16 protein-coding genes and 1 pseudogene are annotated in these 22,100 nt (G+C 74.8%); 4 read left to right on the top strand and 13 right to left on the bottom strand.

Annotation, left to right across the window (positions count from 1 at the left end; all coding sequences use genetic code 11):
* Nucleotides 1–159: 159 nt before the first annotated feature.
* The 6 genes from ACFZBX_RS28295 to asnB form a co-directional block, all read right to left on the bottom strand.
* Nucleotides 160–888, bottom strand: a complete 729-nt coding sequence (locus ACFZBX_RS28295; RefSeq protein ID WP_391536621.1) for a type 1 glutamine amidotransferase — start codon at nucleotides 886–888, stop codon at nucleotides 160–162.
* Nucleotides 889–952: 64 nt separating this feature from the next.
* On the bottom strand, nucleotides 953–2,215 hold the full coding sequence (locus tag ACFZBX_RS28290; RefSeq protein WP_380626515.1) for a MurT ligase domain-containing protein: 1,263 nt from the start codon (nucleotides 2,213–2,215) through the stop codon (nucleotides 953–955).
* A gap of 337 nt (nucleotides 2,216–2,552) precedes the next feature.
* Nucleotides 2,553–4,010: a GNAT family N-acetyltransferase gene (locus ACFZBX_RS28285; RefSeq protein WP_391536620.1), complete on the bottom strand. Its 1,458-nt coding sequence runs from the start codon at nucleotides 4,008–4,010 to the stop codon at nucleotides 2,553–2,555.
* Nucleotides 4,011–4,066: 56 nt separating this feature from the next.
* Nucleotides 4,067–5,539 (bottom strand): pyridoxal phosphate-dependent decarboxylase family protein, encoded by a 1,473-nt coding sequence (locus tag ACFZBX_RS28280; RefSeq protein ID WP_391536619.1) that lies wholly within the window; start codon nucleotides 5,537–5,539, stop codon nucleotides 4,067–4,069.
* A gap of 149 nt (nucleotides 5,540–5,688) precedes the next feature.
* On the bottom strand, nucleotides 5,689–6,819 hold the full coding sequence (locus tag ACFZBX_RS28275) for a hypothetical protein (RefSeq protein WP_391536618.1): 1,131 nt from the start codon (nucleotides 6,817–6,819) through the stop codon (nucleotides 5,689–5,691).
* Between the two features lie 231 nt (nucleotides 6,820–7,050).
* Nucleotides 7,051–8,901: an asparagine synthase (glutamine-hydrolyzing) gene (gene asnB, locus ACFZBX_RS28270; protein ID WP_391536617.1), complete on the bottom strand. Its 1,851-nt coding sequence runs from the start codon at nucleotides 8,899–8,901 to the stop codon at nucleotides 7,051–7,053.
* Nucleotides 8,902–9,103: 202 nt separating this feature from the next.
* Here asnB and ACFZBX_RS28265 point away from each other — a divergent pair, with 202 nt between their 5' ends.
* A complete protein-coding gene (locus ACFZBX_RS28265; protein WP_327683601.1) occupies nucleotides 9,104–9,388 on the top strand; it encodes a hypothetical protein in 285 nt (94 codons plus the stop codon).
* A gap of 93 nt (nucleotides 9,389–9,481) precedes the next feature.
* Entirely contained in the window at nucleotides 9,482–11,308 is a 1,827-nt protein-coding gene (gene glmS / locus ACFZBX_RS28260) for a glutamine--fructose-6-phosphate transaminase (isomerizing) (RefSeq protein ID WP_391536616.1), read from the top strand.
* 73 nt (nucleotides 11,309–11,381) lie between these two features.
* Here glmS and ACFZBX_RS28255 read toward each other — a convergent pair whose 3' ends face one another.
* Nucleotides 11,382–13,178 (bottom strand): beta-galactosidase family protein, encoded by a 1,797-nt coding sequence (locus ACFZBX_RS28255; RefSeq protein ID WP_391536615.1) that lies wholly within the window; start codon nucleotides 13,176–13,178, stop codon nucleotides 11,382–11,384.
* Between the two features lie 241 nt (nucleotides 13,179–13,419).
* On the opposite strand from ACFZBX_RS28255, the gene ACFZBX_RS28250 reads away from it, so the two are divergent.
* Entirely contained in the window at nucleotides 13,420–14,826 is a 1,407-nt protein-coding gene (locus tag ACFZBX_RS28250; RefSeq protein ID WP_391536614.1) for an amidase, read from the top strand.
* An 80-nt stretch (nucleotides 14,827–14,906) separates the two neighbouring features.
* On the opposite strand, the gene ACFZBX_RS28245 is transcribed toward ACFZBX_RS28250, so the two are convergent.
* The 6 genes and pseudogenes from ACFZBX_RS28245 to ACFZBX_RS28220 form a co-directional block, all read right to left on the bottom strand.
* Nucleotides 14,907–16,889 carry an FUSC family protein gene (locus tag ACFZBX_RS28245; RefSeq protein ID WP_391536613.1) on the bottom strand — a complete coding sequence of 661 codons (1,983 nt, stop codon included), beginning with the start codon at nucleotides 16,887–16,889 and terminating at the stop codon, nucleotides 14,907–14,909.
* A gap of 664 nt (nucleotides 16,890–17,553) precedes the next feature.
* A complete protein-coding gene (locus tag ACFZBX_RS28240) occupies nucleotides 17,554–18,852 on the bottom strand; it encodes an MFS transporter (RefSeq protein ID WP_391536611.1) in 1,299 nt (432 codons plus the stop codon).
* Nucleotides 18,849–19,520, bottom strand: coding sequence for an ArsR/SmtB family transcription factor (locus ACFZBX_RS28235; protein ID WP_391536610.1), 672 nt, complete (start codon nucleotides 19,518–19,520; stop codon nucleotides 18,849–18,851). The genes ACFZBX_RS28240 and ACFZBX_RS28235 overlap by 4 nt, the downstream gene beginning before the upstream one ends.
* A gap of 79 nt (nucleotides 19,521–19,599) precedes the next feature.
* Nucleotides 19,600–19,758, bottom strand: a complete 159-nt coding sequence (locus ACFZBX_RS28230; RefSeq protein WP_391536704.1) for a hypothetical protein — start codon at nucleotides 19,756–19,758, stop codon at nucleotides 19,600–19,602.
* Nucleotides 19,759–19,852: 94 nt separating this feature from the next.
* Nucleotides 19,853–19,981, bottom strand: a pseudogene (locus tag ACFZBX_RS28225) (MerR family DNA-binding transcriptional regulator); the annotation flags it as partial.
* Between the two features lie 36 nt (nucleotides 19,982–20,017).
* Complete coding sequence (locus tag ACFZBX_RS28220) at nucleotides 20,018–21,037, bottom strand: MDR family NADP-dependent oxidoreductase (RefSeq protein WP_391536609.1); 1,020 nt, start codon at nucleotides 21,035–21,037, stop codon at nucleotides 20,018–20,020.
* A 217-nt stretch (nucleotides 21,038–21,254) separates the two neighbouring features.
* Here ACFZBX_RS28220 and ACFZBX_RS28215 point away from each other — a divergent pair, with 217 nt between their 5' ends.
* A complete protein-coding gene (locus tag ACFZBX_RS28215) occupies nucleotides 21,255–21,998 on the top strand; it encodes a PIG-L deacetylase family protein (protein ID WP_391536608.1) in 744 nt (247 codons plus the stop codon).
* The last annotated feature ends 102 nt before the right edge of the window (nucleotides 21,999–22,100 follow it).

Genomic DNA, 22,100 nt, shown 5'->3' with positions numbered 1-22,100 from the left:
GGCGCCGTCGGCGCCCCCGCGTGGAATTGCAGCCTGCTGCCGAGGAGGGTGTGCAGCCGGCAGCCCCGGGGAGGGGCAGCCCCATTGTCGTACGTTCCGGCCCGTCCGTGGACCGGGTGACCGCATGGCGGGCACCCGGGCGGACGGGCGCGGAGCGTGCTACGCGGGGCGCGTCGTGGCCGCGATGCGCTCGGCGCGCAGCGCGTCGTACCAGGTGGTGTCGGCCGGCGGCAGGGCGTTCACGTCCAGCGCCAGCTTGATCAGCATGTCGGCGACGGCGGGGTTGCGCGCCATCACGGGGCCGTGCAGGTAGGTGCCGAAGACGGTGTCCCGCCAGGCGCCCTCGGTGCCGTCGCCGGTGCCGTTGCCCCGGCCGGCGGTGACCCGGGCGAGCGGGTTGACGCCCTGGCCGAGGTGGGTCACGCCCTGGTGGTTCTCGAACCCGGTCAGCTGCGGCAGGCCGAGCCGCGGGTCCACGTCGGCCAGCACGTCGCCGACGCAGCGCTCGCCCTCGCCGCGGGTGGTCCACACGTCCAGCAGGCCCAGGCCCGGCTCGCGCTGGCCGAGGTCGTTGACGAACTCGTGGCCGAGGATCTGGTAGCCGGCGCAGACCGCGAAGATGATCGCGCCGTTCTCCGAGGCCCGCACCAGCCCGGAGTCGTTGCGCAGCCGCTCGGCGGCGAGCCGCTGCGGACGGTCCTCGCCGCCACCGATCAGGTAGATGTCGCCGCTGGTGGGCACCGCCTGGTCGGAACGGACGTCGATCCGGGTCACGTTGAGATGGCGCTGGCGGGCCCGGCGCTCCACGACCAGGGCGTTGCCCCGGTCGCCGTAGGTGCTGAGCAGGTCGGGGTACACCCAGACCACGCGCAGGCTGCTCTCACTCATCCTCGAAGGCCTTCCATGACGTACGTGCGGTGGGCTGCTGGGGCTGCGGGGCGCCGGTCCGGCATCAGCCGGCCACGACCTTCCGCAGCTGCTGGAAGGCGGTGTAGTTGGCGATCGCCTCGATCCGGCCGGGCGGGGCCATCCGGACGGCCTGCTCCAACGAGTCCACCACGTGGAACTGCAGCCCGGCGACCTCAAGGCGCACCGCCAGGTCCAGCTTGCGCTGGCCCAGCACGAACACCGGGTGCCCGGCGAGCCGCTCGTAGTCCACGTCCCACAGCCAGGAGGTGTCGGTGCCGTCGGCGTCGAGCGCGTTGACCGAGAGGACCACCGGGGTGGGCGGGCCGTCGATCAGCGAGAAGGTCTCCAGCCAGCCGGCCGGGTTCTTGGCCAGCAGCAGCCTGATGTCCCGGCCCTGGTACTGGACCACGTCGTAGCGGCCGGCCACCGCGGTGACCGAGCGCATCCGCTCCAGCGCGACCTGCGGGGAGACGCCGAACACGGCCGCGACGGCGGCGGAGCTGGTGGCGTTGGCCAGGTTGGCCCGGCCGGGCAGCTGGAGCTGGATCGGCCAGGCGCCGCGCTGCGGGTCGATCACGTGGGTGCCCTGGAGGGCCCAGTGCGGGTTCGGGCGCCGGAAGCCGCACTCCTGGCAGAACCAGTCGTCGCCGGGGCGCTGCATCACACCGCCGCAGGCGGGGCAGGACCAGGCGTCCTCCTTCCACGCCTGTCCGGCGGCCACCCAGACCACCTTCTTGCAGGAGGAGGCGGCCCAGGTCACCAGCGGGTCGTCCGCGTTGGCGATCACCACGGCCTCGGTGTCCTGGAGGCCCTCGCGCCACTTCTCCGCCATCATGCGGGTCTCGGCGGCGCGGTCGAGCTGGTCGCGGGAGAGGTTGAGCAGGGCGATCGCCTTGGGGCGGGTGTCCCGCGCCACCATCGACAGGTACTTCTCGTCGACCTCGATGACGCCGAAGCGGGCCTCCGAGCCGCCGGCCAGGGCGGAGGTGATGCCGGCCGGCATGTTGGCGCCCAGCGCGTTGGAGACCACCGGGCCGGCGGCGCGCAGCGCCTCGGCGATCAGGCGGGTGGTCGTGGTCTTGCCGTTGGTGGCGCTGACCAGCACCACGTCGAGGTTCTCGGCGAGGGTGGCGAGCAGATCGGGGTCGAGCCTCAGGGCGACCTTGCCGCCGATCACCGAGCCGCTGCCGCGCCCGGCCTTGCGGGAGACGGCGGCGGCCACCTTGCCGGCGGTCACCGCGATCTTCGCGCGCGCCGGCAGCGAGGCGTCGCGTGCGCCTGTGGGCTCCGATTCGGTGCCTGCCATGCTCAGTGGTTCCTCCTTGCTGCGGCACCGCCCGGGGGCCGGACTACGGGCCGTCGGGCGGCGGGGACGGGATCAGCCTACCGACTCCGCCGCCGGGCTCGGCGCCCCGGACCCCGCGCCGCCTGCTGCGACGTGCCCGGAAAGCCCGCCCGGGCGGTCCTGACCCGGGGTCAGGACCGGCGGTGTACGGAGGGGCCGTTCGCCGTGGGGGACGCGTGAGCGGGGCGCGGCGGTTCCGTACGCGGGGGCGGGGGAGGCCCTTGGTGAGGGTGTGGTGAAGAAATGACCGGATGATTACCTGCCTCGTTGGCTCCGCCGGCCGGCCCCGCTCGCCGGCTCACCGCCCCGGGCGGGTCTGCCAGGGCACCGGGAGCTCCTCGGCGGCCTCCGCCAGGTGCGCGGTGATCACCAGCGTGCCGTCCTCCATCTGGTAGTCCAGCGGCGCCGCCAGCCGGCGCATGGTGGCGATCAGCCCCGAGTTGGACGACTGGGTGACCGCGTACACCGTGTCGACCCCGGCCTCCAGGGCCAGCGCCGACATCCGCCGCATGAGGTCCAGGCCCAGCCCGCGCCGCTGCCAGGCGTCCTCGACCAGCACCGCCACCTCGGCGCCCTCGTCGTCCCACATCAGGTGCCCGAGGGCGACGATCCGCCCGTCGGCGGCCTCCACCGCCAGCGTCTGGCCGTGCCGGGCGTCGAGCAGGTGGTCCAGATAGCGGTCGGCGTCCCGGACCGGGCCGTGGTAGCGCTTGCGCAGCGTGTCGGGGGAGCAGCGGTGGTGCATCGCCAGCGCGGCCTCCTTGTCGGCCGCGTCCGCGCGCCGCACGGTCAGGTCGGCGCCGGCCGGCAGGCTCAGCCGGGCCCGGACGTCCGGAACCCGGGGGCCGAGCAGGGTGTCCAGCTCCACCAGGGCCTGCGCCCTGGCGAACTCGGTCGGGGTGAACGGCAGCTGCGGGCGGGTGAGCTCGATGAGGTCCCCGGAGGGCACCGGCAGCCGCAGCACGTGCCCGTCCACCCCGGCGGCGCCGCGCGCGGCCGCGCCCGGGTACTGCCGGATGCCGCACCGCCCGAACAGCTGGCGCAGCGCGATCGGCAGCTCGGCGGCGTCCAGCGCGGTCCGGGTGGCCAGCGCCAGGACGTGGGTCGGCACGTCCACCAGGTCGTGGGCGTCGGCCGGGCCGGTCCAGATGTCGTGCCCGCCGGCCCCGGCCACCAGCGCGGTCAGGTCGGCCCGGGCCAGCGAGCGCGGGGCGCGGACGAAGAACTCGTCCACGGCGCCGGCCGGCAGCGGGTGGGACTGCATCGAGACGATGTTCACCCGCCGCGCCGCGAACGCCGCGCAGACCCGGGCCAGGCTGCCGGGGGAGTCCTGCACCGTGGTGCGGACCCGCCACAGCGCGGTCTCCTCGAAGTCGTGCAGCGGTCCCTTCAGCGACTCCGTCAGCGGCTCGCCCCGAGCCCCGGGCCGCGCCGCCGGGCCGGCCGGCGGACCGGTCGGCGGTGGCGCGGGCGCGTCCGGCGCGGGCGGCCCGTGCAAGCGGTGGCGGTGCGACCACCAGGTGTGGAACAGCGCCGTGGCGAGCAGCGCGGAGGCGGACGCGGCGAGCACCACCGGCCCGTCCGGTCCGTGCACCACGAGCTTGGCCACCAGGTCGGCGGTGGTCACCGAGAGGAAGACGGCGGCGAGTTCCACCGCGTCGCGCCGCCACCGGTGGCCGCGGGCGCCGCGGCGCTGGGCACGGGAGGGGTTCGTGGTCGGGACGGTTCCGGGCTTCGGCTTCTCCAGGTGCTCCATGCCATCAATCTGCCGCCCCGGTGTTTCACGATCACGAATCCCCCGTGACCTGTCGGTTAATGGTGCAGTGCCGCGGCGACCTCGGTGCCCGCGGTCTTCACTTCCTGAACGAGGAGTTCCAGATCCGCCTCGGTGGTGGCCGGGTTGAGCAGGCAGGCGCGGAGCATCTCCTGGTCGCCGAGGCGGGCACCGGTGACGAAGGCGCGGCCGCGGCGCTGGACGGCGGCGGGCAGCTCGCGGTTGACGGCGTCCAGGGCGGGGCCGGTGAGGCCGGGCGGGCGCAGGCGGAACGCGACGATGGAGGTCTGGACCTCGGCGAGCAGCTCCAACCCGGGGTCCTCGGCGATGAGTTCGCCGAGCCGGCGGGCGAGCGCGGTGGTGCGGGCGATGTCCCGGGCGAGCCCGTCCCGGCCGCGGTGGGCGATGGTGGCCCACACCTTGAGGGCGCGGAACGGGCGGGTCTGCTCGGTGCCGTACTCGGAGAACCAGCCGAGGTCCCCGGCGGCCTCGTCGCGCAGGTAGGAGGGGACCAGGCTGAAGGCGGCGCGCAGCCCGGCGGGGTCGCGGACCAGCGCGCAGCCGCAGTCGACCGGGACGCCGAGCCACTTGTGCGGGTCGAGGGCGAGCGAGTCGGCCCGGTCGAGCCCGGCGTAGCGGTGCGCGATCACCGGGTCCAGCACGCCGAACGCTCCGTAGGCGCCGTCCACGTGCAGCCAGAGCCGCTGCTCGGCACAGAGGTCGGCGATCGGGCCGAAGGCGTCCACCGCACCGGTGCCGACCGTGCCGGCCGAGGCGACCACCAGGAAGGGCAGCAGCCCGGCGGCCCGGTCGCGGGCGACCGCGGCGCGCAGGTCGGCGAGGTCGAGGCGCCCGTCCGGGCCGGTGGCCACGGTGCGCAGGTGCCTGCTGCCGAGGCCCAGCAGCTCGGCGGCCTTGCGGACGCAGGAGTGGGTCTCGCCGGTGACGTAGCCGACCAGCGGCGGCATCCCGGCCAGGCCGTCCTCGCGGACGTCCCACCCGGCGGCGCGCGCGGCCCGGTCGCGGGCGGCGGCCAGGCAGACGATGGTCGCCATCGAGGCGCCGGAGGTGAGCAGCCCGCCGCCGGCCGGGTGCGGGAAGCCGACCAGTTCGGCGATCCAGCGGACCACGGCCCGCTCCAGGTGGACGTCGGCGTGGTCGCCGCCGGCCGAGCTGGGGTTCATCGCGGCGGCGGCCAGGGTGGCGAGCACGCCCGCCGGGGCCGGGGCGGAGTTCACCCAGCCGAAGAACCGCGGGTGGCCGTTGCCCATCGGGTACGGCAGGACGTCGCGGCCGACCGTGTCCAGCAGCTCGGCGAGCGGGCGGCCGGTGGCGGGGAGCGGGGCGTCCAGCAGGGTTCGGCGGGCGGCGTCGTCCATCGGCTGCCAGACCGGGCGGGCGGCCAGCCCGGCCAGGTGGTCGGCGGCCAGGTCGGCGGCGGTGTGCGCGGCGGCGCGGAAGTCGTCGGCGTGCCGGGGGGCGTCGGTGTGCCGGGGGGCGGCGGAGGTCATGTGCGGCTCCGGAGGTGCGGGCCCGGTGGCGCGGCGTCCTCGGCGCACCCGAATCCCCGCGATCCTACGGAAGCGGGCCCGCGCCGTGCGGCGCGGGCCCGGCAGATGGGACAGCGGGTGCGGTCAGGCCGGTCAGGCCGGTAGGCCGGTCAGTCCAGCGAGGCGGACAGCCCGCCCGCCGAGCGGCAGTAGCCCTGCATCTCCTTGTCGCCGAACTTGGCGCAGAGCCGGCCGGCCGCCCCCGCGTCCGTGTAGTTCACCGTGTAGTAGCTGACCAGGCCCTCCGCGCAGGCCTTGCGCTGCCAGCCGTCCGCGGCGGTCGCGCACTGCTGGGCGGCCCAGTCCTCGCGGTCCAGGTTGTACTTCATGGTGCGCGAGCCCACACCCCGGCTGCAGTCCACCGACCCGCCGGAGGCCTTGCCGTTCAGGCACCACTTCAGGGCCTCGGCGTACACCTCGGGGTGGTTCGGGTAGTCGTGCGAGGAGAGGTAGAAGGTCGGCGCGTAGAAGAAGCAGGCGGACTGGAACAGCGCCGGCTGCTCCTTGCACGGGTAGAGCGGGTCCTGGGCGAGCTTGTCGGCGGGGAGGTTGGCCTTCGCCTTCTCGTCCTCCTCGTCCGGGCCGAAGAGCTGCATGAACAGGCCCTCGGAGCAGCGGATCCGGTTCTGGTCGGTGGTGAAGGTGTTGCACAGCTCGCGCGCCTTGGCGACGTCCTGCTTGGCGACGAACATCGTGCCGTGGCCGACACCGTGGATGCACGGGCCGCTGTTCCTGGGCGCGCAGAGCTTGACCAGGTCGGTCTCCGGCTGGGTGGAGGCGTTGAGCATCTCCTCGACGGCGCCGTGCAGATAGCCGGCCGCGCAGGTCTCGTGCGGGAAGGAGATGACCTTCTGGAAGTCGGCGTTGAAGCGCTTCACCGCCGCGTGCCCGAGCTCGTGGGCGATCGGGTGGCAGAACCGGACGGTGTACGGCAGCTGCTTGGTGATCCTGTCGAGCTCGGCCAGGGCGATGCCGGGGTCGGTGGCCTCCATCTCGGCCATCAGCTTGTTGCGCAGCGTCGAGCGGGTCCACACCGCCGGGTCGGCGCTCGCGGTGGCGCCCGCGGCCGGCTGCGCGGCGCCGACGGCCGCCGTGCCGGCGGGGGCGCCGGGCCCGGGGGCGGCCGGCTCGGCCACCGCGGCGGTGACCGGCTCGGGCGTCCAGTCGGTGACGGCCACCGACCCCAGGCCGAGGACCCCGAGCAGCAGGGCGGTGACGATCGCGAAGGCTCGCGGTTGCATGACGGAGATCCCCCGGCGGATCGAGACGGACGGGACTCTCCCCATCCTGACGGCACGGGCTCGGTATTCCGTGTTATCGGCCGCCATTCGGGAGGTGTCGGCGACGCTATCGCACGCCCCTCCTGGTCAACGAGGCGGGATGGCGGCTGGTCACGGACGGTGGCGCGCGCCGCACGGGCCCGGCGCGGGGCCGGGCGGTGCGGCGGTGCCCGCGCCGCCCGGTCACCCGTCTCAGAGCTCCAGCGAGACCTGGTACTCGGTCAGCCACGCGTCGAGGTCCAGGGCCAGATCGGTCGCCAGCCGCACCGACTGCGGATCGGTGTCGGGCGCGAGGGCGTCCGACAGTGCCCGCCGGTCCAGCAGCGCGAGGCCGGGGGAGCCGGGGTCGGCGGCCAGTGCGGCGAGTTCGGCGCGCAGCAGCTGCGGATAGCGCGGGTCCTGCACGATCGGGTAGGGGCTCTTCATCCGGTCGGCGATCTCGTCCGGCAGCACGTCCCGTACGGCCGCGCGCAGCAGGCTCTTCTCCCGGCCGTCGAAGTACTTCATCGACCACGGCGTGTTGAAGACGTACTGCACCAGCCGGTGGTCGCAGAACGGCACCCGCACCTCCAGACCGGTGGCCATGCTCATCCGGTCCTTGCGGTCCAGCAGGATGCGGACGAAACGGGTCAGGTTGAGGTACGACACCTCCCGCATCCGCCGTTCGAGCGGGTCGGCGGCCGGCAGGTGCGGGACCTCGGCGAGGGCCTCCCGGTAGCGGGCCTGCCGGTAGCCGGGCAGGTCGAGCTTGCCGAGCAGCCCCCGGTCGAGCAGCTGTTCGCGCGGTCCGCTGCCGGTGCCGCCGAGGCTGCTCAGCACGGCCGCCCACGGGAAGTCGTCCGTTCCGACCATCTCCGGGTCGTGGAACCAGCGGTAGCCGCCGAACAGCTCGTCCGCGGACTCGCCGGACAACGCCACCGTGGAGCGCTCGCGCACCCCGCGGAAGAGCAGCAGCAGCGAGGCGTCCATGTCCCCGACGCCGCCCGGCAGGTCCCGGGCGCGCAGGGTGGCGAGCCGCTGCGCCGGGTCGCCGATGGCGGCGCAGTCCAGCTCGATCACCCGGTGCTCGGCGCCGACGTGCCGGGCGAGCATCTCCGCGTACGGGCCGTCGGGGGTGGTGCGCACGGCGTCCGGGGCGAAGTGCTCGGAGTGGCCGGTGAAGTCGACCGCGAAGGAGCGCACCGGTCCGGCGCCGGCGGCGCGCAGCGACCGGGCGGCCAGGGCGGTGACCGCGCTGGAGTCCAGGCCGCCGGAGAGCAGCGAGCAGAGCGGGACGTCGGCCTCCAGCTGGCGGTGGACGATGTCCTCCAGCAGTGCCCGGACGGTGCCGATCGTGGTGGCCAGGTCCTGGGTGTGCTCGCGGGCCTCCAGCGCCCAGTAGCGCCGTTCGGTGAGGCCCTGGCGCCGCACCCGGACCACGTGGCCCGGCCGGACCTCGGCGATGCCGCGGTAGGGGGTGAGCCCCGGGGTACGGGTCAGCGCGAGCAGTTCGCGCAGCCCGTCCAGGTCCACCACCGGGCGTACCGCGGGGTGGGCGAGCAGTGCCTTCGGCTCGGAGCCGAAGACCACGCCGTCCGGTGTTGGGTGGTAGTGCAGCGGTTTGACGCCCATCCGGTCGCGGACCAGCAGCAGCTCCTCGGTACGGGCGTCCCAGACGGCGAAGGCGAACATGCCGTTGAGCCGCTCGGCCAGGTGTTCGCCCCACTCCAGGTAGGCGCGCAGCACCACCTCGGTGTCGCTGCGGGTGCGGAAGCGGTGCCCGGCGGCCTCCAGTTCGGCGCGCAGCTCGTGGTGGTTGTACACCTCCCCGCTGTAGCTGAGGGCGGCCAGCAGCCGGCCGTCGTGCTCGGCCGTCATCGGCTGGACGCCGTCCTCCGGGTCGATCACGGCGAGGCGGCGGTGGCCCAGCGCGGCGTGCCGCTCCAGGTGGACGCCGCCGGCGTCCGGGCCGCGGCAGAGCTGGGTGTCCGTCATGGCGTCGAGCACCGCTTGTTCGAGGGTCAGGTCGCGGTCGTAGGCGACCCATCCGGTGATCCCGCACATCAGCAAGCCTCCGGTTCTTCCGACACTCTTCCGACGCTCCCGTTCCTCCCCCGGCCCCCCGGTGTGTGAGCAAGTCATCACGCTACGTGGTCACCCGTGCGGCTTCAAGACCCCCGTTCATGCTTCGAACACGGCGGGATCCTGCCCGATTTCGGGCAGGATCTTTGATCTTTCGGCGGAGGGGCGCCTAGGCTCCCCACTCGTGTCCAGCTCGCCCGGTCCCTCGCACCCTCACGAAGACCTGCTCGCCCACCTCACCCGGACCAGCCCGCTCGGGCCCCGGGAGGCGGCGCGGGTGGTGGCGGAGGTGCTGGCGTACTTCTCCGAGACCACCGAGGAGTACGTCCGGCGCCGCCACGGCGAACTGCAGGCACGCGGCCTGACCAACGAGCGGATCTTCGCCCGGCTCGCCGAGGAGCTGCCCGCCCGCCGGGTCGCGGCGCCCGGGCTCTCGGCCCGCCAGCTGCGCCGGATCGTCTACGGCTGACGGGCTCTCCCGCTCGGTGACGGGCGCGCGTTCAGGTCTTGTCGGCACGGCCCGCCCGGCCGCCCTCGTTCTCACGCAACCAAGGAGTCCACCATGTGCGGAATCGTGGCCTACATCGGCCCCAAGGACGCGACGCCCTTCCTGCTGGAGGGCCTCGCCCGGCTGGAGTACCGCGGCTACGACTCGGCCGGCGTCGCCGTCGCCGGGCGCACCGGTGGCATCAAGGTCCGCAAGGTCAAGGGCCGGGTCGCCGACCTCGCCGCCGACGTCCCCGCCCGCTTCAAGGGCACCACCGGCATCGGCCACACCCGCTGGGCCACCCACGGCGTCCCCAGCGACGCCAACGCCCACCCGCACCTGGACAACGCCGAGCGCATCGCCGTCGTCCACAACGGCATCATCGAGAACGCCGACGAACTGCGCGCCCGCCTCACCGCCGACGGCGCGGTCTTCCGCTCCGAGACCGACACCGAGGTGCTCGCCCACCTGGTCGCCGCCCACGCCGCCGAGGGCGGCGAACTGGAGGACGCCGTACGGTCCGCCCTCGCCAAGGTGGTCGGCACCTACGGCATCGCCGTCCTCGACGCCCGGCAGCCCGACCGCGTCGTGGTCGCCCGCAACGGCAGCCCGATCGTGCTCGGCATCGGCGAGAAGGAGATGTTCGTCGCCTCCGACGTCTCCGCCCTGGTCCGCTACACCCGCCAGGTCGTCCACCTGGAGGACGGCGAGCTGGCCACCGTGCGTGCCGACGGCTTCCGCACCTTCACCGAGGACGCCCGCACCACCCACCGCCAGCCGTCCACCGTCGACTGGGAGATCGACTCCTACGACACCGGCGGCTACGACCACTTCCTGCTCAAGGAGATCCACGAGCAGCCCGGCTCCGTCGAGCGCACCCTCAGCGGCCGCCTCGACGAGCGGTTCGCCACCGCCCACCTCGGCGGCCTCAACCTGGACGCCCGCGAGCTGCGCGAGATCCGCCGGGTGAAGATCCTCGGCTGCGGCTCCGCCTACTACGCCGGCGAGATGGGCGCCCAGCTCATCGAGGAGCTGGCCCGCATCCCCGCGCACAGCGAGCCCGCCTCCGAGTTCCGCTACCGCAACCCGGTCATCGAGGCCGACACCCTCTACATCGCGGTCAGCCAGTCGGGCGAGACCTACGACACCCTCGCCGCCGTCCAGGAGGTCAAGCGCAAGGGCGGCCGGGTGCTCGGCGTCGTCAACACCGTCGGCAGCGCCATCGCCCGCGAGTGCGACGGCGGCATCTACCTGCACGCAGGCCCGGAGATCTCGGTCGCCTCCACCAAGGCGTTCACCTCCACCGTCGTCGCCTTCGCCCTGCTCGCCCTGCACTTCGGCCGGATCCACGACCTCTCGCCCGCCGACGGCCGCCGGATCGTCTCCGCCCTCAAGGCGCTGCCCGGCCAGATCCGCGAGGTCCTCGCGCAGAGCGAGGAGATCGCCGCCCTCGCCGCCGAGTACGCCGACTCCACCGGGATGATGTTCATCGGCCGGGTGCGCGGCTACCCGGTCGCCCGCGAGGGCGCGCAGAAGCTCAAGGAGATCTCCTACGTGCACGCCGAGGCCTACCCGGCGAGCGAGCTGAAGCACGGCCCGCTGGCCCTGATCAGCGCCGAGCTGCCCACCGTCGCGCTGGTCCCGGACGACGAGCTGCTCGACAAGAACCTCACCACCCTCGGCGAGATCAAGGCCCGCGCCGGCCGGGTCCTCGCCATCGCCCACCGCCGCCCCGAGGCCAGGCTCGCCGACCACTGCGTGCTGGTCCCCAAGAGCGAGCCCGAGCTGGACCCGCTGCTCCTCAACATCCCGCTCCAGCTGCTCGCCTACCACGCCGCCGTCGCCCTGAAGCGCGACGTCGACAAGCCCCGCAACCTCGCCAAGAGCGTCACCGTCGAGTAGCCCGCCGTCGAACAGCCCGCCGTCGGTCCGGGGCCCGGGGGGCGGGTGGATCGCCCGCCCCCCGGGCGCGGGCTCAGTAGTCGGCGCTGGGGGCGCGGGTGGTGGGGCCGAGGTCGGGTTCGTCGCGCAGTTCCAACGAATCGCCGTGGCGGGCCAGTTCGAGGACGACGAGGGTGTTGCGGCCCGGCCGCCAGAGCGGGGCGGGGGCGTAGAGGGTGCGCTGGGGGCCCTCGTCGGTGTGGCGGCCGAGCAGGAAGCCGTTCAGCCAGAGCAGGCCGCGGCCCCAGTCGGGGAGGGCGACGAAGGCGTCGGCGGGGGCGTCCAGGTCGGTCTCGAAGCGGTGGAAGGCAGGGTCGCCGTCGGCGGTGTCGAGGGTGTCGTGGAAGGCCAGGGGGCCGAGGTCGGTGAGCGGCAGCGGGCGGATCTCCCAGGTGTGCAGGCGTTGGCGTTCGTGCGAGACGCCGCGCCGGATGCCCTTGCGGTCGTCCAGCTGGGGGCCGTAGTTGGCGCGGCCGAGCGCCTCGACCAGGATGTCCAGGGTGACGCCGGCCGGGCCGGTGGCCAGCGGCAGGGTCTCGCCCGGACGGTTGCGGTCGAGGACGCCGAGCGGGCGGCCCTCGGCGAAGACCTGGGCGCGGTCGCCGATGCCGTCGACGCGCAGGGGCAGTTCGGGGCGCGGGCCGGGGACGCGGGTGCGGTAGTGGATCAGGCCGAGCGACTGGCCGAGGCGCTCCATCGGCTCGGGGGTCGGGCGGTGGACGGGCGTGGAGAGCGCGTCGAGGGAGTCGAGCAGGCGGGCCCGGCCGGTCGCCCGGTCGAGCCGGCGCGGCGCCAACCGGGGTGGTGGGGCCGGGAGTTCGACGTCCGGGAGCGGTACGTACTTGCCGATGACGGTCCGCAGGGTGTGGAACTTCTCGGTCAGCTCGCCCGCCTCGCCGATCGGCGCGTCGTAGTCGTAGCTGGTGGTGGTCGGCTCGAAGCCGGCGGTGTCCGGTCCGGTGCCGGAGTGGTTGGCGCCCGCCCAGAGGCCGAAGTTGGTGCCGCCGTGCGCCATGTAGAGGTTCACCGAGGCGCCGGTGGCGAGCAGTTCGTCCAGTGACTCCGCGGCCTCCTTGGCGTCCCGGACGTGGTGCGGATCGCCGATCCGGTCGAACCAGCCGATCCAGAACTCCATGGCCGCCAGCGGCCCTTGGGGCTGTTGGCGGCGCAGCACCTCGAAGCGCTCGGGGGCGCGGGAGCCGAAGGTGGCGGTGGCCAGCAGGCCCGGGATCGCGCCGCCCTGCTGCATGAGGTCCTCGGAGCCGTCGGCGGTGAACAGCAGGCAGTCCACCCCGCGGGCCACCAGTCCGTCGCGCAGGTGCGCCAGGTAGGCGGCGTCGTTGCCGTAGCTCCCGTACTCGTTCTCCACCTGGACGGCCACCACCGGGCCGCCCCGGCTGCCCAGCAGCGGCAGCAACTCGGGTACCAGGGCGTCGAACCAGCCGTCCACCGCGGCGAGGAAGACGGGGTCGGAGCTGCGCAGCCGGATCCCGTCCGCGGCCAGCAGCCGCGCGGGCAGGCCGCCGAACTCCCACTCGGCGCAGATGTACGGGCCGGGGCGGAGGATGACGTCCAGGCCGTGCCGCTCGGCCAGCCGGGCGAACCGGGCGATGTCCCGCCAGCCGGTGAAGTCCGGCTCACCGCCGGGGAGTTCGTGGAAGTTCCAGGGGATGTAGGTGTCCACCGTGTTGACGCCCAGCGCGCGCAGCCGGGCCAGCCGGTCGTCCCACAGGTCGGGGTGGACCCGGAAGTAGTGCAGCGCGCCGGAGACGATCCGGTGCGGCGCGCCGTTGCGGCGGAAGCCGTTGCCGTCGAAGTCGAGCTCGATCATGCGGACCAGCTTTCGGTGGTGACGGTGCTGACGCGGGCCGCCGGGGGTCGGGCCCGGCGGTCGGGATCCCAGAAGCGTCGCAGGGGCGAACGGGCGGCACGGTGCGATCGTGCCCGCGCCACGCCGGGCTGTTCCGCGCGACGGTGTGCGTCCTAGACTGCTCAGCTCACGCGGCATTACCGACGGGTAGGCGGGAGCCGGGCCGGGTGCCGCCACCGACTGGCAGGGATGGGGAGTCCGGATGGCCGACGAGCGGGTGCACGCCTACGGGGACGACGCGCTGGGGGAGCACGACGCGGTGGCCCTGGCCGCCCTGGTGCGGTCCGGCGAGGTGAGCCCCGCCGAACTGGCGGCGGCCGCCGCGGCCCGCGCCCAACGGGTCGACGCCGCGCTCGCCCCGGTCGCCTTCGCCGCGTACGGGCGGCCGCACGGCGTGGACGGGGCGGGGGCGGACACGCCGCTCTACGGCGTGCCCAGCTACCTCAAGGACAACACCGACCTGCGCGGCATGCCCACCGGCCAGGGCAGTTCGGCCTTCCGCGCCAAGCCCGCCCGGCGCACCGCCGGCTTCACCGAGCAGTTCCTCGGCACCGGCCTGGCCGTCCTCGGCAAGACCAGGCTGCCGGAGTTCGGCCTCAACGCCTCCACCGAGTACGCCACCGCCCGCCCGGTCCGCAACCCGTGGCGGACCTCGCACTCCCCGGGCGCCTCCTCCGGCGGCGCGGCGGCCTTGGTCGCCTCCGGCGTCGTCCCGATCGCGCACGCCAACGACGGCGGCGGCTCGATCCGGATCCCCGCCGCCTGCTGCGGCCTGGTCGGCCTCAAGCCCACCCGTGGCCGGCTGGTGCCCAACGCCCAGGGCCGCCGGCTGCCGGTCGACCTGGTCACCGACGGCGTGCTGACCCGCTCCGTCCGCGACACCGCCGCCTTCTTCGCCGCCGCCGAACGCCACCACCGCAACCCCGCGCTGCCCCCGCTCGGCCTGGTCGAGGGCCCCGGCGCGCGCCGGCTGCGGATCGGCCTGGCGCTGGACTCCCCGACGGCGCCCACCGACGGCCCGACCCGGGCGGCGGTCGAGGAGACGGCCGCCCGGCTCGCGGCGCTGGGCCACGAGGTGACGCCGGTGCGGTTGCCGTTCGGGGCGGAGTTCTCCCGGGACTTCATCCTCTACTGGGGCTACATCGCCTTCCTGATCGCCACCACCGGCCGGCTGACCGTCGACCCCGGCTTCCGGGCGGCCCGGCTGGACGGGCTCACCACGGGCCTGCGGCGGGTCTTCCACCGCGAGTTCGCCCGGGTGCCGGGCGTGGTGCGGCGGCTGCGCGCGGCCGAGCGGACGTACACGGACATGTTCCGCACGCACGATGTGGTCCTCTCGCCGGTGCTGGCGCACGTGGCGCCGCCGATCGGCCACCTGAGCCCGAACGTCGCGTTCGAGGAGCTGATCGAGCGGCTCACCCGCTACGTCGCCTTCACCCCGGTCAACAACGTCACCGGCGGCCCCGCCATCGCCCTGCCGGCCGGCGCGAGCCCCGAGGGCCTGCCGATCGGCGTCCACCTCTCGGCGGCCCACGGGGAGGAGCGGGTCCTCCTGGAGTTGGCGTTCGCCCTGGAGGCGGACCGGCCGTGGCGGCGGATCCAGGACTGAGCGCGCCCGGCGTCCGTCCTGCCGTGCTGTCGTCCTGCCGTGCTGCCGTCCTTCCGTCCTTCCGTCCTTCCGTCCGTCCGTCAGCCGAGCACCGGGGAGGCGATGGCACAGGCCGCGCGGACCTCGCGGCGCAGGGGGGCGAGGACGTCGTCGGCGGTGGCGTCCTTGGGCGCGGCGGGCAGCGGCGCGCCGGTGCGCAGGGCCTCGGCCAGGGCCGCGAGGTCGTCGGCGATGGCGGCGACCTCCTGCGGCGACGGCGCCGGGACCCCGTGCTCGATCCGTACCCGGGTCGCGGTGGTTGCCTCCACCACCCGTTCCACCGCGATCACCAGCGGCCACCAGGCCGCCGCCCGGGTGCCGGTCGGCGGCGGCTCGGTGAGCGCGCGCTGGAACTCGGAGCGGACCGCCGACAGGTCCCGGTAGAGCCGCCGGCGCCGGCGCGGCCGGGACGGCTGGTCGCGCCCCGGGGCACCGGAGAAGGCCAGCGCCACGTACGCGGAGGCGTCCGCGACGGCGTCGGCCAGCCGGTCGCCGATCCGGGTGTGCCAGGACTCCGGCCAGCACAGGTAGCCGGCCAGCAGCGCGATCCCGCAGCCGATCAGCGAGTCGTACAGCCGGGGCAGCACCAGGCCGAAGCCCTCGTGGTTGAGCAGATCGGAGAGCAGCAGGATGACCGGTGTGATGGCCGCCGTCTGGAAGGCGTAGCCCTTCGCCGAGAACGCCGGGATCAGCGCGGCCAGCACCGCGACGGTCGGCACGTCCCACCAGCCGCGCGGCACCTCGGCGAGCACCGGGATGGCGATCAGCAGGCCGAGCGCGGTGCCGAAGGCGCGCAGCACGGCGCGCGAGAACACCGAACCGAAGTCCGGCTTCAGGACGAAGGTGACGGTCAGCGCGACCCAGTACGACCGGGGCACCGGCAACACCGAGACCAGCGCCTGGGCCAGGCCGATGCAGAGCGCCAGCCGCAGCCCGTACCGCCAGGACGCGCCGGAGAGCAGCGCCGCCCGGGCGGTGCGCCGGGCCCGCTCGCCGGGGGCGGCGGGGCGGCCGAGCCGGTCGGGGACGGCGGCGTCCGCGGGCCCGGGCTCGGCGCCGACGGCGGCCGCGTAGCGCAGGGCCTGGTCGAGCGCCCGTTCCGACGGGCCGGTGGGCGCCGGCAGGGCGAGGAGGCCGGCGGGGTCGTCGCCCGGTGCGGGGGCGGCGGCGGTCCGGCCGCGTTCGACGGCGTCGGCGAGCGTCAGCACGGCGGCCGGGTAGGCCTCCGGCAGCGGGCCGAGCCGGGCCGGGCGCAGCTTCGCGGCGGAGGCCGCCTCGACGACCGGTATCAGCGCGTTGAGCCGGGCGATCAGATGGGCCAGCCCGGGGGAGCGCCCGTGCCGACGGGTGCGGTGGGCGAGCAGCAGGTCGTAGGAGGCGTTGAGCGACCGGGTGACGGCCAGCCGCCGTTCGTCGTGCTCCGGGGTGCCGGCGGCGCGGACGAACGCGGCGACGGCCCGGTAGCTGTCGGCCACCGCCGCCCGCTCCGGCAGGCCACCGCGCAGCGGCCAGGCGAACAGTGTGAGCAGCAGCACCACCGCCCCGCCGGCGAGCAGGAGCAGCGGCGCCTTCCACCACGGGTGCGGCATCGGCAGGCCGGCCCCGACGACGGCGTTGAGCAGGAGCAGCAGGCCGGAGACGGAGGCGACCGAGCCGATCGAGGAGATCATCCCGGAGACCAGAGCGACCAGCGTCAGGACGGCGACCGCGGCCCACTCGCGCCCGAACACCAGCGTGCCGAGGGCGACCCCCACCGCCCCGAACAACTGCGGCACGGCGATGTTGAAGACCCGCATCCGGTAGGCGTCGGCGGTGTCGCCGATCACGGCGGACAGCGCGCCCATCGACACCAGCGCCCCGTACGCCGGCCGCCCCGCCGCCAGCCCGACGGCCAACGGCGCCGCCAGCGCCACGGCGGCCCGGGCCACCGCCGCCCACGGCACCGCCGCCGGCTGCGGCCGCATCCCGGCGGTCAGCCACTTCGGAGGGGAGAGCCGGCCGGCCGGCGCGTCATCCTGTGCCATGCCGTCAACCTACGGCCGCTGCCCGTACCTGCCGGGCCACGGCACGCGTGCCTGCGGCATTGCCGTCGGCCGTGGCCGCATCCCGGCGGTTGGTCACTTCGCAGGGGAGAGCCGGCCGGTCGGCGCGTCATCCTGCGCCATGCCGTGCACCCACAGCCCCCGCACGTGGCACGCTCGGCCGCGCGGCCAGGAATCGTCGTGGAGCACCCCCTCGCCGGTGCCCGGGCTGTCCGCGCCGCGGGTGCCGCTTTGCCGTGTGCTGATCGGTCGTCGACGGCCTTGGTGGCCGGATGGTGCGGGGTTGCGGGGAGTCTGCCCCGGTGTTCGGCCGGGGGGGGTGAGCCCAGGGGTGCACGCGCTCGGCCCTTCGCCTTGCCCGGCGCGCATCCATCCGCCGCCCGGCCACCCGCGCTCCTGACGGAACGGCTGCCGACGGCCGGGCGTCGGGCCGCGCGGCTGCTGACCGGCAGCGCCATGGACGTCACGGATGCGGGGTCGCGATCGTGGCGGAGCCGGGGACCGCTCCGGCTGTCGTGGTGGTCGGCCAGGGGTGGGGCCGGCCGGTGATCAGCAGGCCGTGGCCGACGGCGTCGAGCCGTCCGTGGGCGCTTCCCCGGCCGCCGCCGGTCGGCGCGCCGTGCCCGGGTGCGGTCCCTGCGGCCCGTCAGGCGGTGGCGGGTTCGGGGGCCGGGGCGGTGGGGTTCGGGGGCGAATGGGGGGTGGTGGGGAGGTCGCGGGTGCGGCCGATGGGGGAGAGGAGGAGGACGAGCGCCGCCAGGGGCACACCGGCCGTGGTGATCCACAGGGCGGGGCGCAGGCCGAGGGCGGTGCCGAGGGCGCCGGCGAGGAGGGCGCCGAGCGGGATGGTGCCGTAGCTGAGGACGGCCGCGCTCGCGGCGATCCGGCCGAGCAGCTCGGGCGGGCAGTAGCGCTGCTGGAAACCGGACTTGACGACGTTTCCGGCGACCACGCCCGCCGCGACGCCGAAGCCGCCGACGGCGTAGCAGAGCACGCCCGCGCCGGTGCCGGTGAGCGGGATGAGCAGGGCGAGCGAGGGCAGGCCCAGCTCGAAGAGGATCATCGCCCGGGCCGTGCCGATCCGGGCGGCGACCCGCCGGGCCGCGAACGCGCCGAGGACGCCGCCGCTGCCGGCCGTCGCGATCAGTCCGCCGACGGTGCCCGGGGCGAGCCCGACCTCGCGGACCAGGAAGGCGACCTGGATCGACTGGTAGCCCATCAGCGCCAGGTTGGAGGCGGCGCCGAACAGGGTGAAGGTGCGCAGCCAGGGGTCCCCGGCGAGCAGTCGCAGGCCCTCGCCGACCTCGCGGCGCAGATCGCGCTCGGCGGCCGGCCGGGGCGGCGTCTCGCGGTGCCGGATGCGGCCCAGGCAGAGCAGGGACACCAGGAAGGTCGCGGCGTTCGCGAACATGCCGTTGGCGGCGCCGGCGAGTTGGGCGATCAGGCCGCCGGAGCCGAGCCCGGCGATCTGGGCGGCGGAGGCGCTGCCGTGCAGCTTGGCGTTGCCCTCGGGCTGGTCGGCGGGGGAGAGCAGATCGGGCAGGTAGGCGGTGTAGGCGGTCTGGAAGAAGACGGCGGCGGTGCCCGTGAGCAGCGCGACGGCCAGCAGCAGTCCGACGCTCAGCCGGCCCGCCCACCCGGCGACGGGGACGGCTGCGAACAGCGCGAGCGAGACGCCCGCGGCGGCCAGCATGACCGGGCGGCGCGGTAAGCGGTCCACCCAGACGCCGGCCGGCAGCCCCATGACCAGCCAGGGCGCCCAGGAGGCGGCGCTGAGCAGGCCGATCTCGAACGTGGAGGCGTGCAGTTCGGAGACGGCGATGAGCGGCATGGCGACGCCGGTGACGGAGGCGCCGAACTTGCCGGCCGTCTCGCCGCACCAGAGCAGCCGGAAGTCGCGGTGGCGGCGCAGCAGGCCGCGGGGGGCGGTGGCGTCGCGGTTCACTCGGTGCTCCCGGTGTCGTCGGTGTCGCCGGTGCTGCTGGTGCCGTCGGGCTTCGCCGGCTGCTGGGCCGGTGGGGCGGGCTGCGGACGGCGCGGGAAGGACTGGAGCTGGACGACGACCGGCAGCGCTGCCGGGTCCGGCTCGGTGTTCTCGTCCGGCAGGTGGCGCTGGATCACGGCGAACAGTTCGTTGTTGAGCGTCAGGAGCTGGTCCGGCGTCAGCCGCAGTCGGCTCCAGTCCGAGATGGTGCCGGCGTTGCGCCACTCGTCCGGCCAGTCCTCGGTGATGTACGTGTTGACCCGATTGAAGTACTGCCCGACGAGTTCACGCAGGTAGAGCGAGACCGCGCCACGGGTGTCCGGGTCGTTCCGGAAGTCGCTGGTTTCGAGCCGGTTGGTGACGGGGACGCGCCGCCACCAGCGCTCACGCTTGGTGCCGCGCCCGGTCTCCTCCTCGATGAACCCGTGCTCGGCGAGGTGGCGCAGGTGCCAGCTGACGGTGCCGGTGTTCTCACCGAGCCGCTCGGCGAGCCGGGTGGCGGTCGCCGGGCCGTCGAGGTTCAGCAGCTCGAAGATCTTCATGCGCAGGGGGTGCGCGAGCCCGCGCAGGCTGCGGGCGTCGAGCCGGCGCGCCGGCCGCTCGGGCTTGAGGGGTTCTTCGGTGGGCATGTCTGGATCGTAGGATGCAGAGAGTTCTCTGCATAGGGGTCTCTGCAGAGAACTCTCTGGAAGCTTCCTGGGGTTCGGTCTACGGGGTGTCGGTCCCGGTGTGCCGCGCCAGGCTCTCGCGCAGCCGGGTCAGCCGGGCGATCTCCGCGTCCAGGACGGCGAGCCGCTGCTCGATCACCGGCTCGAAGGTGTCCGGCCCGTACTCGCCGGTGGACCCGCAGCTGCGCGGCGGGTCCACCGGCGAGCATGTCCAGCCGGTGCGCCCGGCTCGCCAGGTCCTCGACGGTCAGTCCGAGCGCCAGCAGCGTGCGGATCACCCGCACCCGGGTCACCGTCTCCGGCCCGTACTCGCGCTGGCCGGCGGCGGTGCGGGCGGGCGGCGGAAGCAGGCCCCGCTCCTCGTAGAAGCGCAGCGCCCGCGGTGTGGTGCCCGCGGCCGCCGCCGCGTCGCCGATCCTCATCCGTCCGGCCATCCGTCCTCCCCGGGCGCGTCCCGCCTACAGTTCGACGACCGTGGTGCCGAAGACGTCACCGTCGATCAGCCGGGACAACGCTCCGGGCGCCTGCTCGATGCCCGTGAGGACCGTCCTGGGCACGCTCAACTCCCCGCCGCGCAGCCACTCGCCGAGCCGCCCGCGCCACTCCGGCTCCAGCGCGTCGTAGCGCTGCCCGCCGATGCCGTGCACGGTGACGTTGCGGGCGAGCAGCCGGAAGGTGTCCACCACGGCCGGCGCGTCGGCGCCGCGGCGCGCCGGATCCATCTGCCCGCCGAGCGCCCCGATCAGCGCGAACCGCGCCCCCGGGCGGGCGGCGTCGACGGCCGCCGTCAGCTGCTCGCCGCCGACCATGTCCAGCAGTACGTCGACGCCGTCGGGCGCGGCCGCGGCCAGCTGGTCGGCGATCGGGCCCTCCCCGCGCACCAGCACGGCGTCGTAGCCGAACTCCCCGGTCAGCCGCTTCGCCTTGGCGGCCGAGCCGGTGGTGCCGATCACCCGGGCGGCCCTGAGCAGCCGGGCCACCTGCCCGGCCACCGTGCCGACCGCCCCCGCCGCGCCGGTGATCAGGACGACGTCCCCCGCTCGCACCGTCGTCGCGCGGGTCAGCGCGCCGTACGCGGCGAGGCCGGGGGAGAGCAGGGCGACCGGGTCGGGGAAGCCGTCGTCCACCCGGGTGAACGCGGCGGCCCCGGCCACCGCGTGGTCGCGCCAGCCGAGCAGGTGGGTGACGAGGTCGCCCGGCCGCAGCGGGCCGTCGGCCGGTGCGGCCAGCACCTCGCCGACCGCGGGCCCGGCCAGCGGGTCGCCCGGCCGGAACGTGAACGGCGCGCCTTCGAACGCGCCGCCGACGAGGGTGCGCAGGCCGGGGTAGACCAGGAAGGCCCGGTTGCGGACGAGCACCTGCTCCGGGCCCGGGGCGGGCAGAGGGGCCTCGGCCAGGGCGAAGGTGCCGGGGGTGGGCAGGCCGTCGGGGACGGCGACGAGCCGGACCTCGCGGGTGGTGGTGGGCAGTGACGGCATGAGCGGCCTCCAGGCGGTGAGGACGTGCGGTGCGTGGACGCTAACCCCTGACGTGCGCGTCAAGGGCAAGCCGCGTCACTCCGTGTGCCGCGATCGCCCGGCGGCCGGTTCGGTGATCTTCTAGAGTCGCGTCCGGTACGACCGAATGTCCGAACGACCGCACGACTGAGCGATTGCACGACTGCACGCACCGGCACCACGGAGAGGCAGCACCACGATGACCGAGCAGCAGGCACCCGCGCCCTTCGAACCCGTCGACGAGGACTGGCAGACCGCCCTGGTGGTCGTCGCCCACCCCGACGACATGGAGTACGGCGGCGCCGCCGCCGTCGCCCGCTGGACGGACCAGGGCAAGAAGGTCGTCTACGTGATGGTCACCAGCGGCGAGGCCGGCATCGACGGCATGGACCCCGAGCAGTGCGGCCCGCTGCGCGAGGCCGAGCAGATCGCCTCCGCCGCCGTCGTCGGCGTCGACATCGTCGAGTTCCTCGGCCACCCGGACGGCGTCGTCGAGTACGGCCTGCCGCTGCGCCGCGACATCGCCCGCGCCGTCCGCCGGCACCGCCCGGACATCGTGATCACCAGCAACTTCCGCGACACCTGGGGCGGGGTCTTCCTCAACCAGGCCGACCACATCGCCGTCGGCCGGGCCACCCTGGACGCGGTGCGGGACGCGGGCAACCGCTGGGTCTTCCGCGAGCTGGTCGACGAGGGCCACGAGCCGTGGAACGGCGTGCGGCAGATCTGGGCGGCGTCCTCGCCCGAGTCCGCCCACGCGGTGGACACCACCGAGCACTTCGACCGCGGCGTCGCCTCGCTGGAGGCCCACAAGGCGTACCTGGCCGGCCTCGGCGGCGGGATGTCGGACGCCCGCGGCTTCCTGGAGGGCGCCGGCCGCGGCGCGGGCACCCGGCTCGGGACGCGCTTCGCCGTCGCCTTCGAGGTCTTCCCGCTCAGGTAGGCCTAGCTGTTCTGGCCCGTGAGGTTGGGAACGCGGCTGGTGGGTGGTTTGCCTGCGAGTGCGGTGTGTCCGCGGTGGTGATTGTAGGTGTGGAGCCAGGGG

The organism is Kitasatospora sp. NPDC008115, from assembly GCF_042957205.1.
In the GTDB taxonomy this organism is placed as follows: Bacteria; Actinomycetota; Actinomycetes; order Streptomycetales; family Streptomycetaceae; genus Kitasatospora.
Note: the sequence above shows the minus strand (reverse complement) of the source record. Positions and strands in the feature narration are given on the sequence as shown.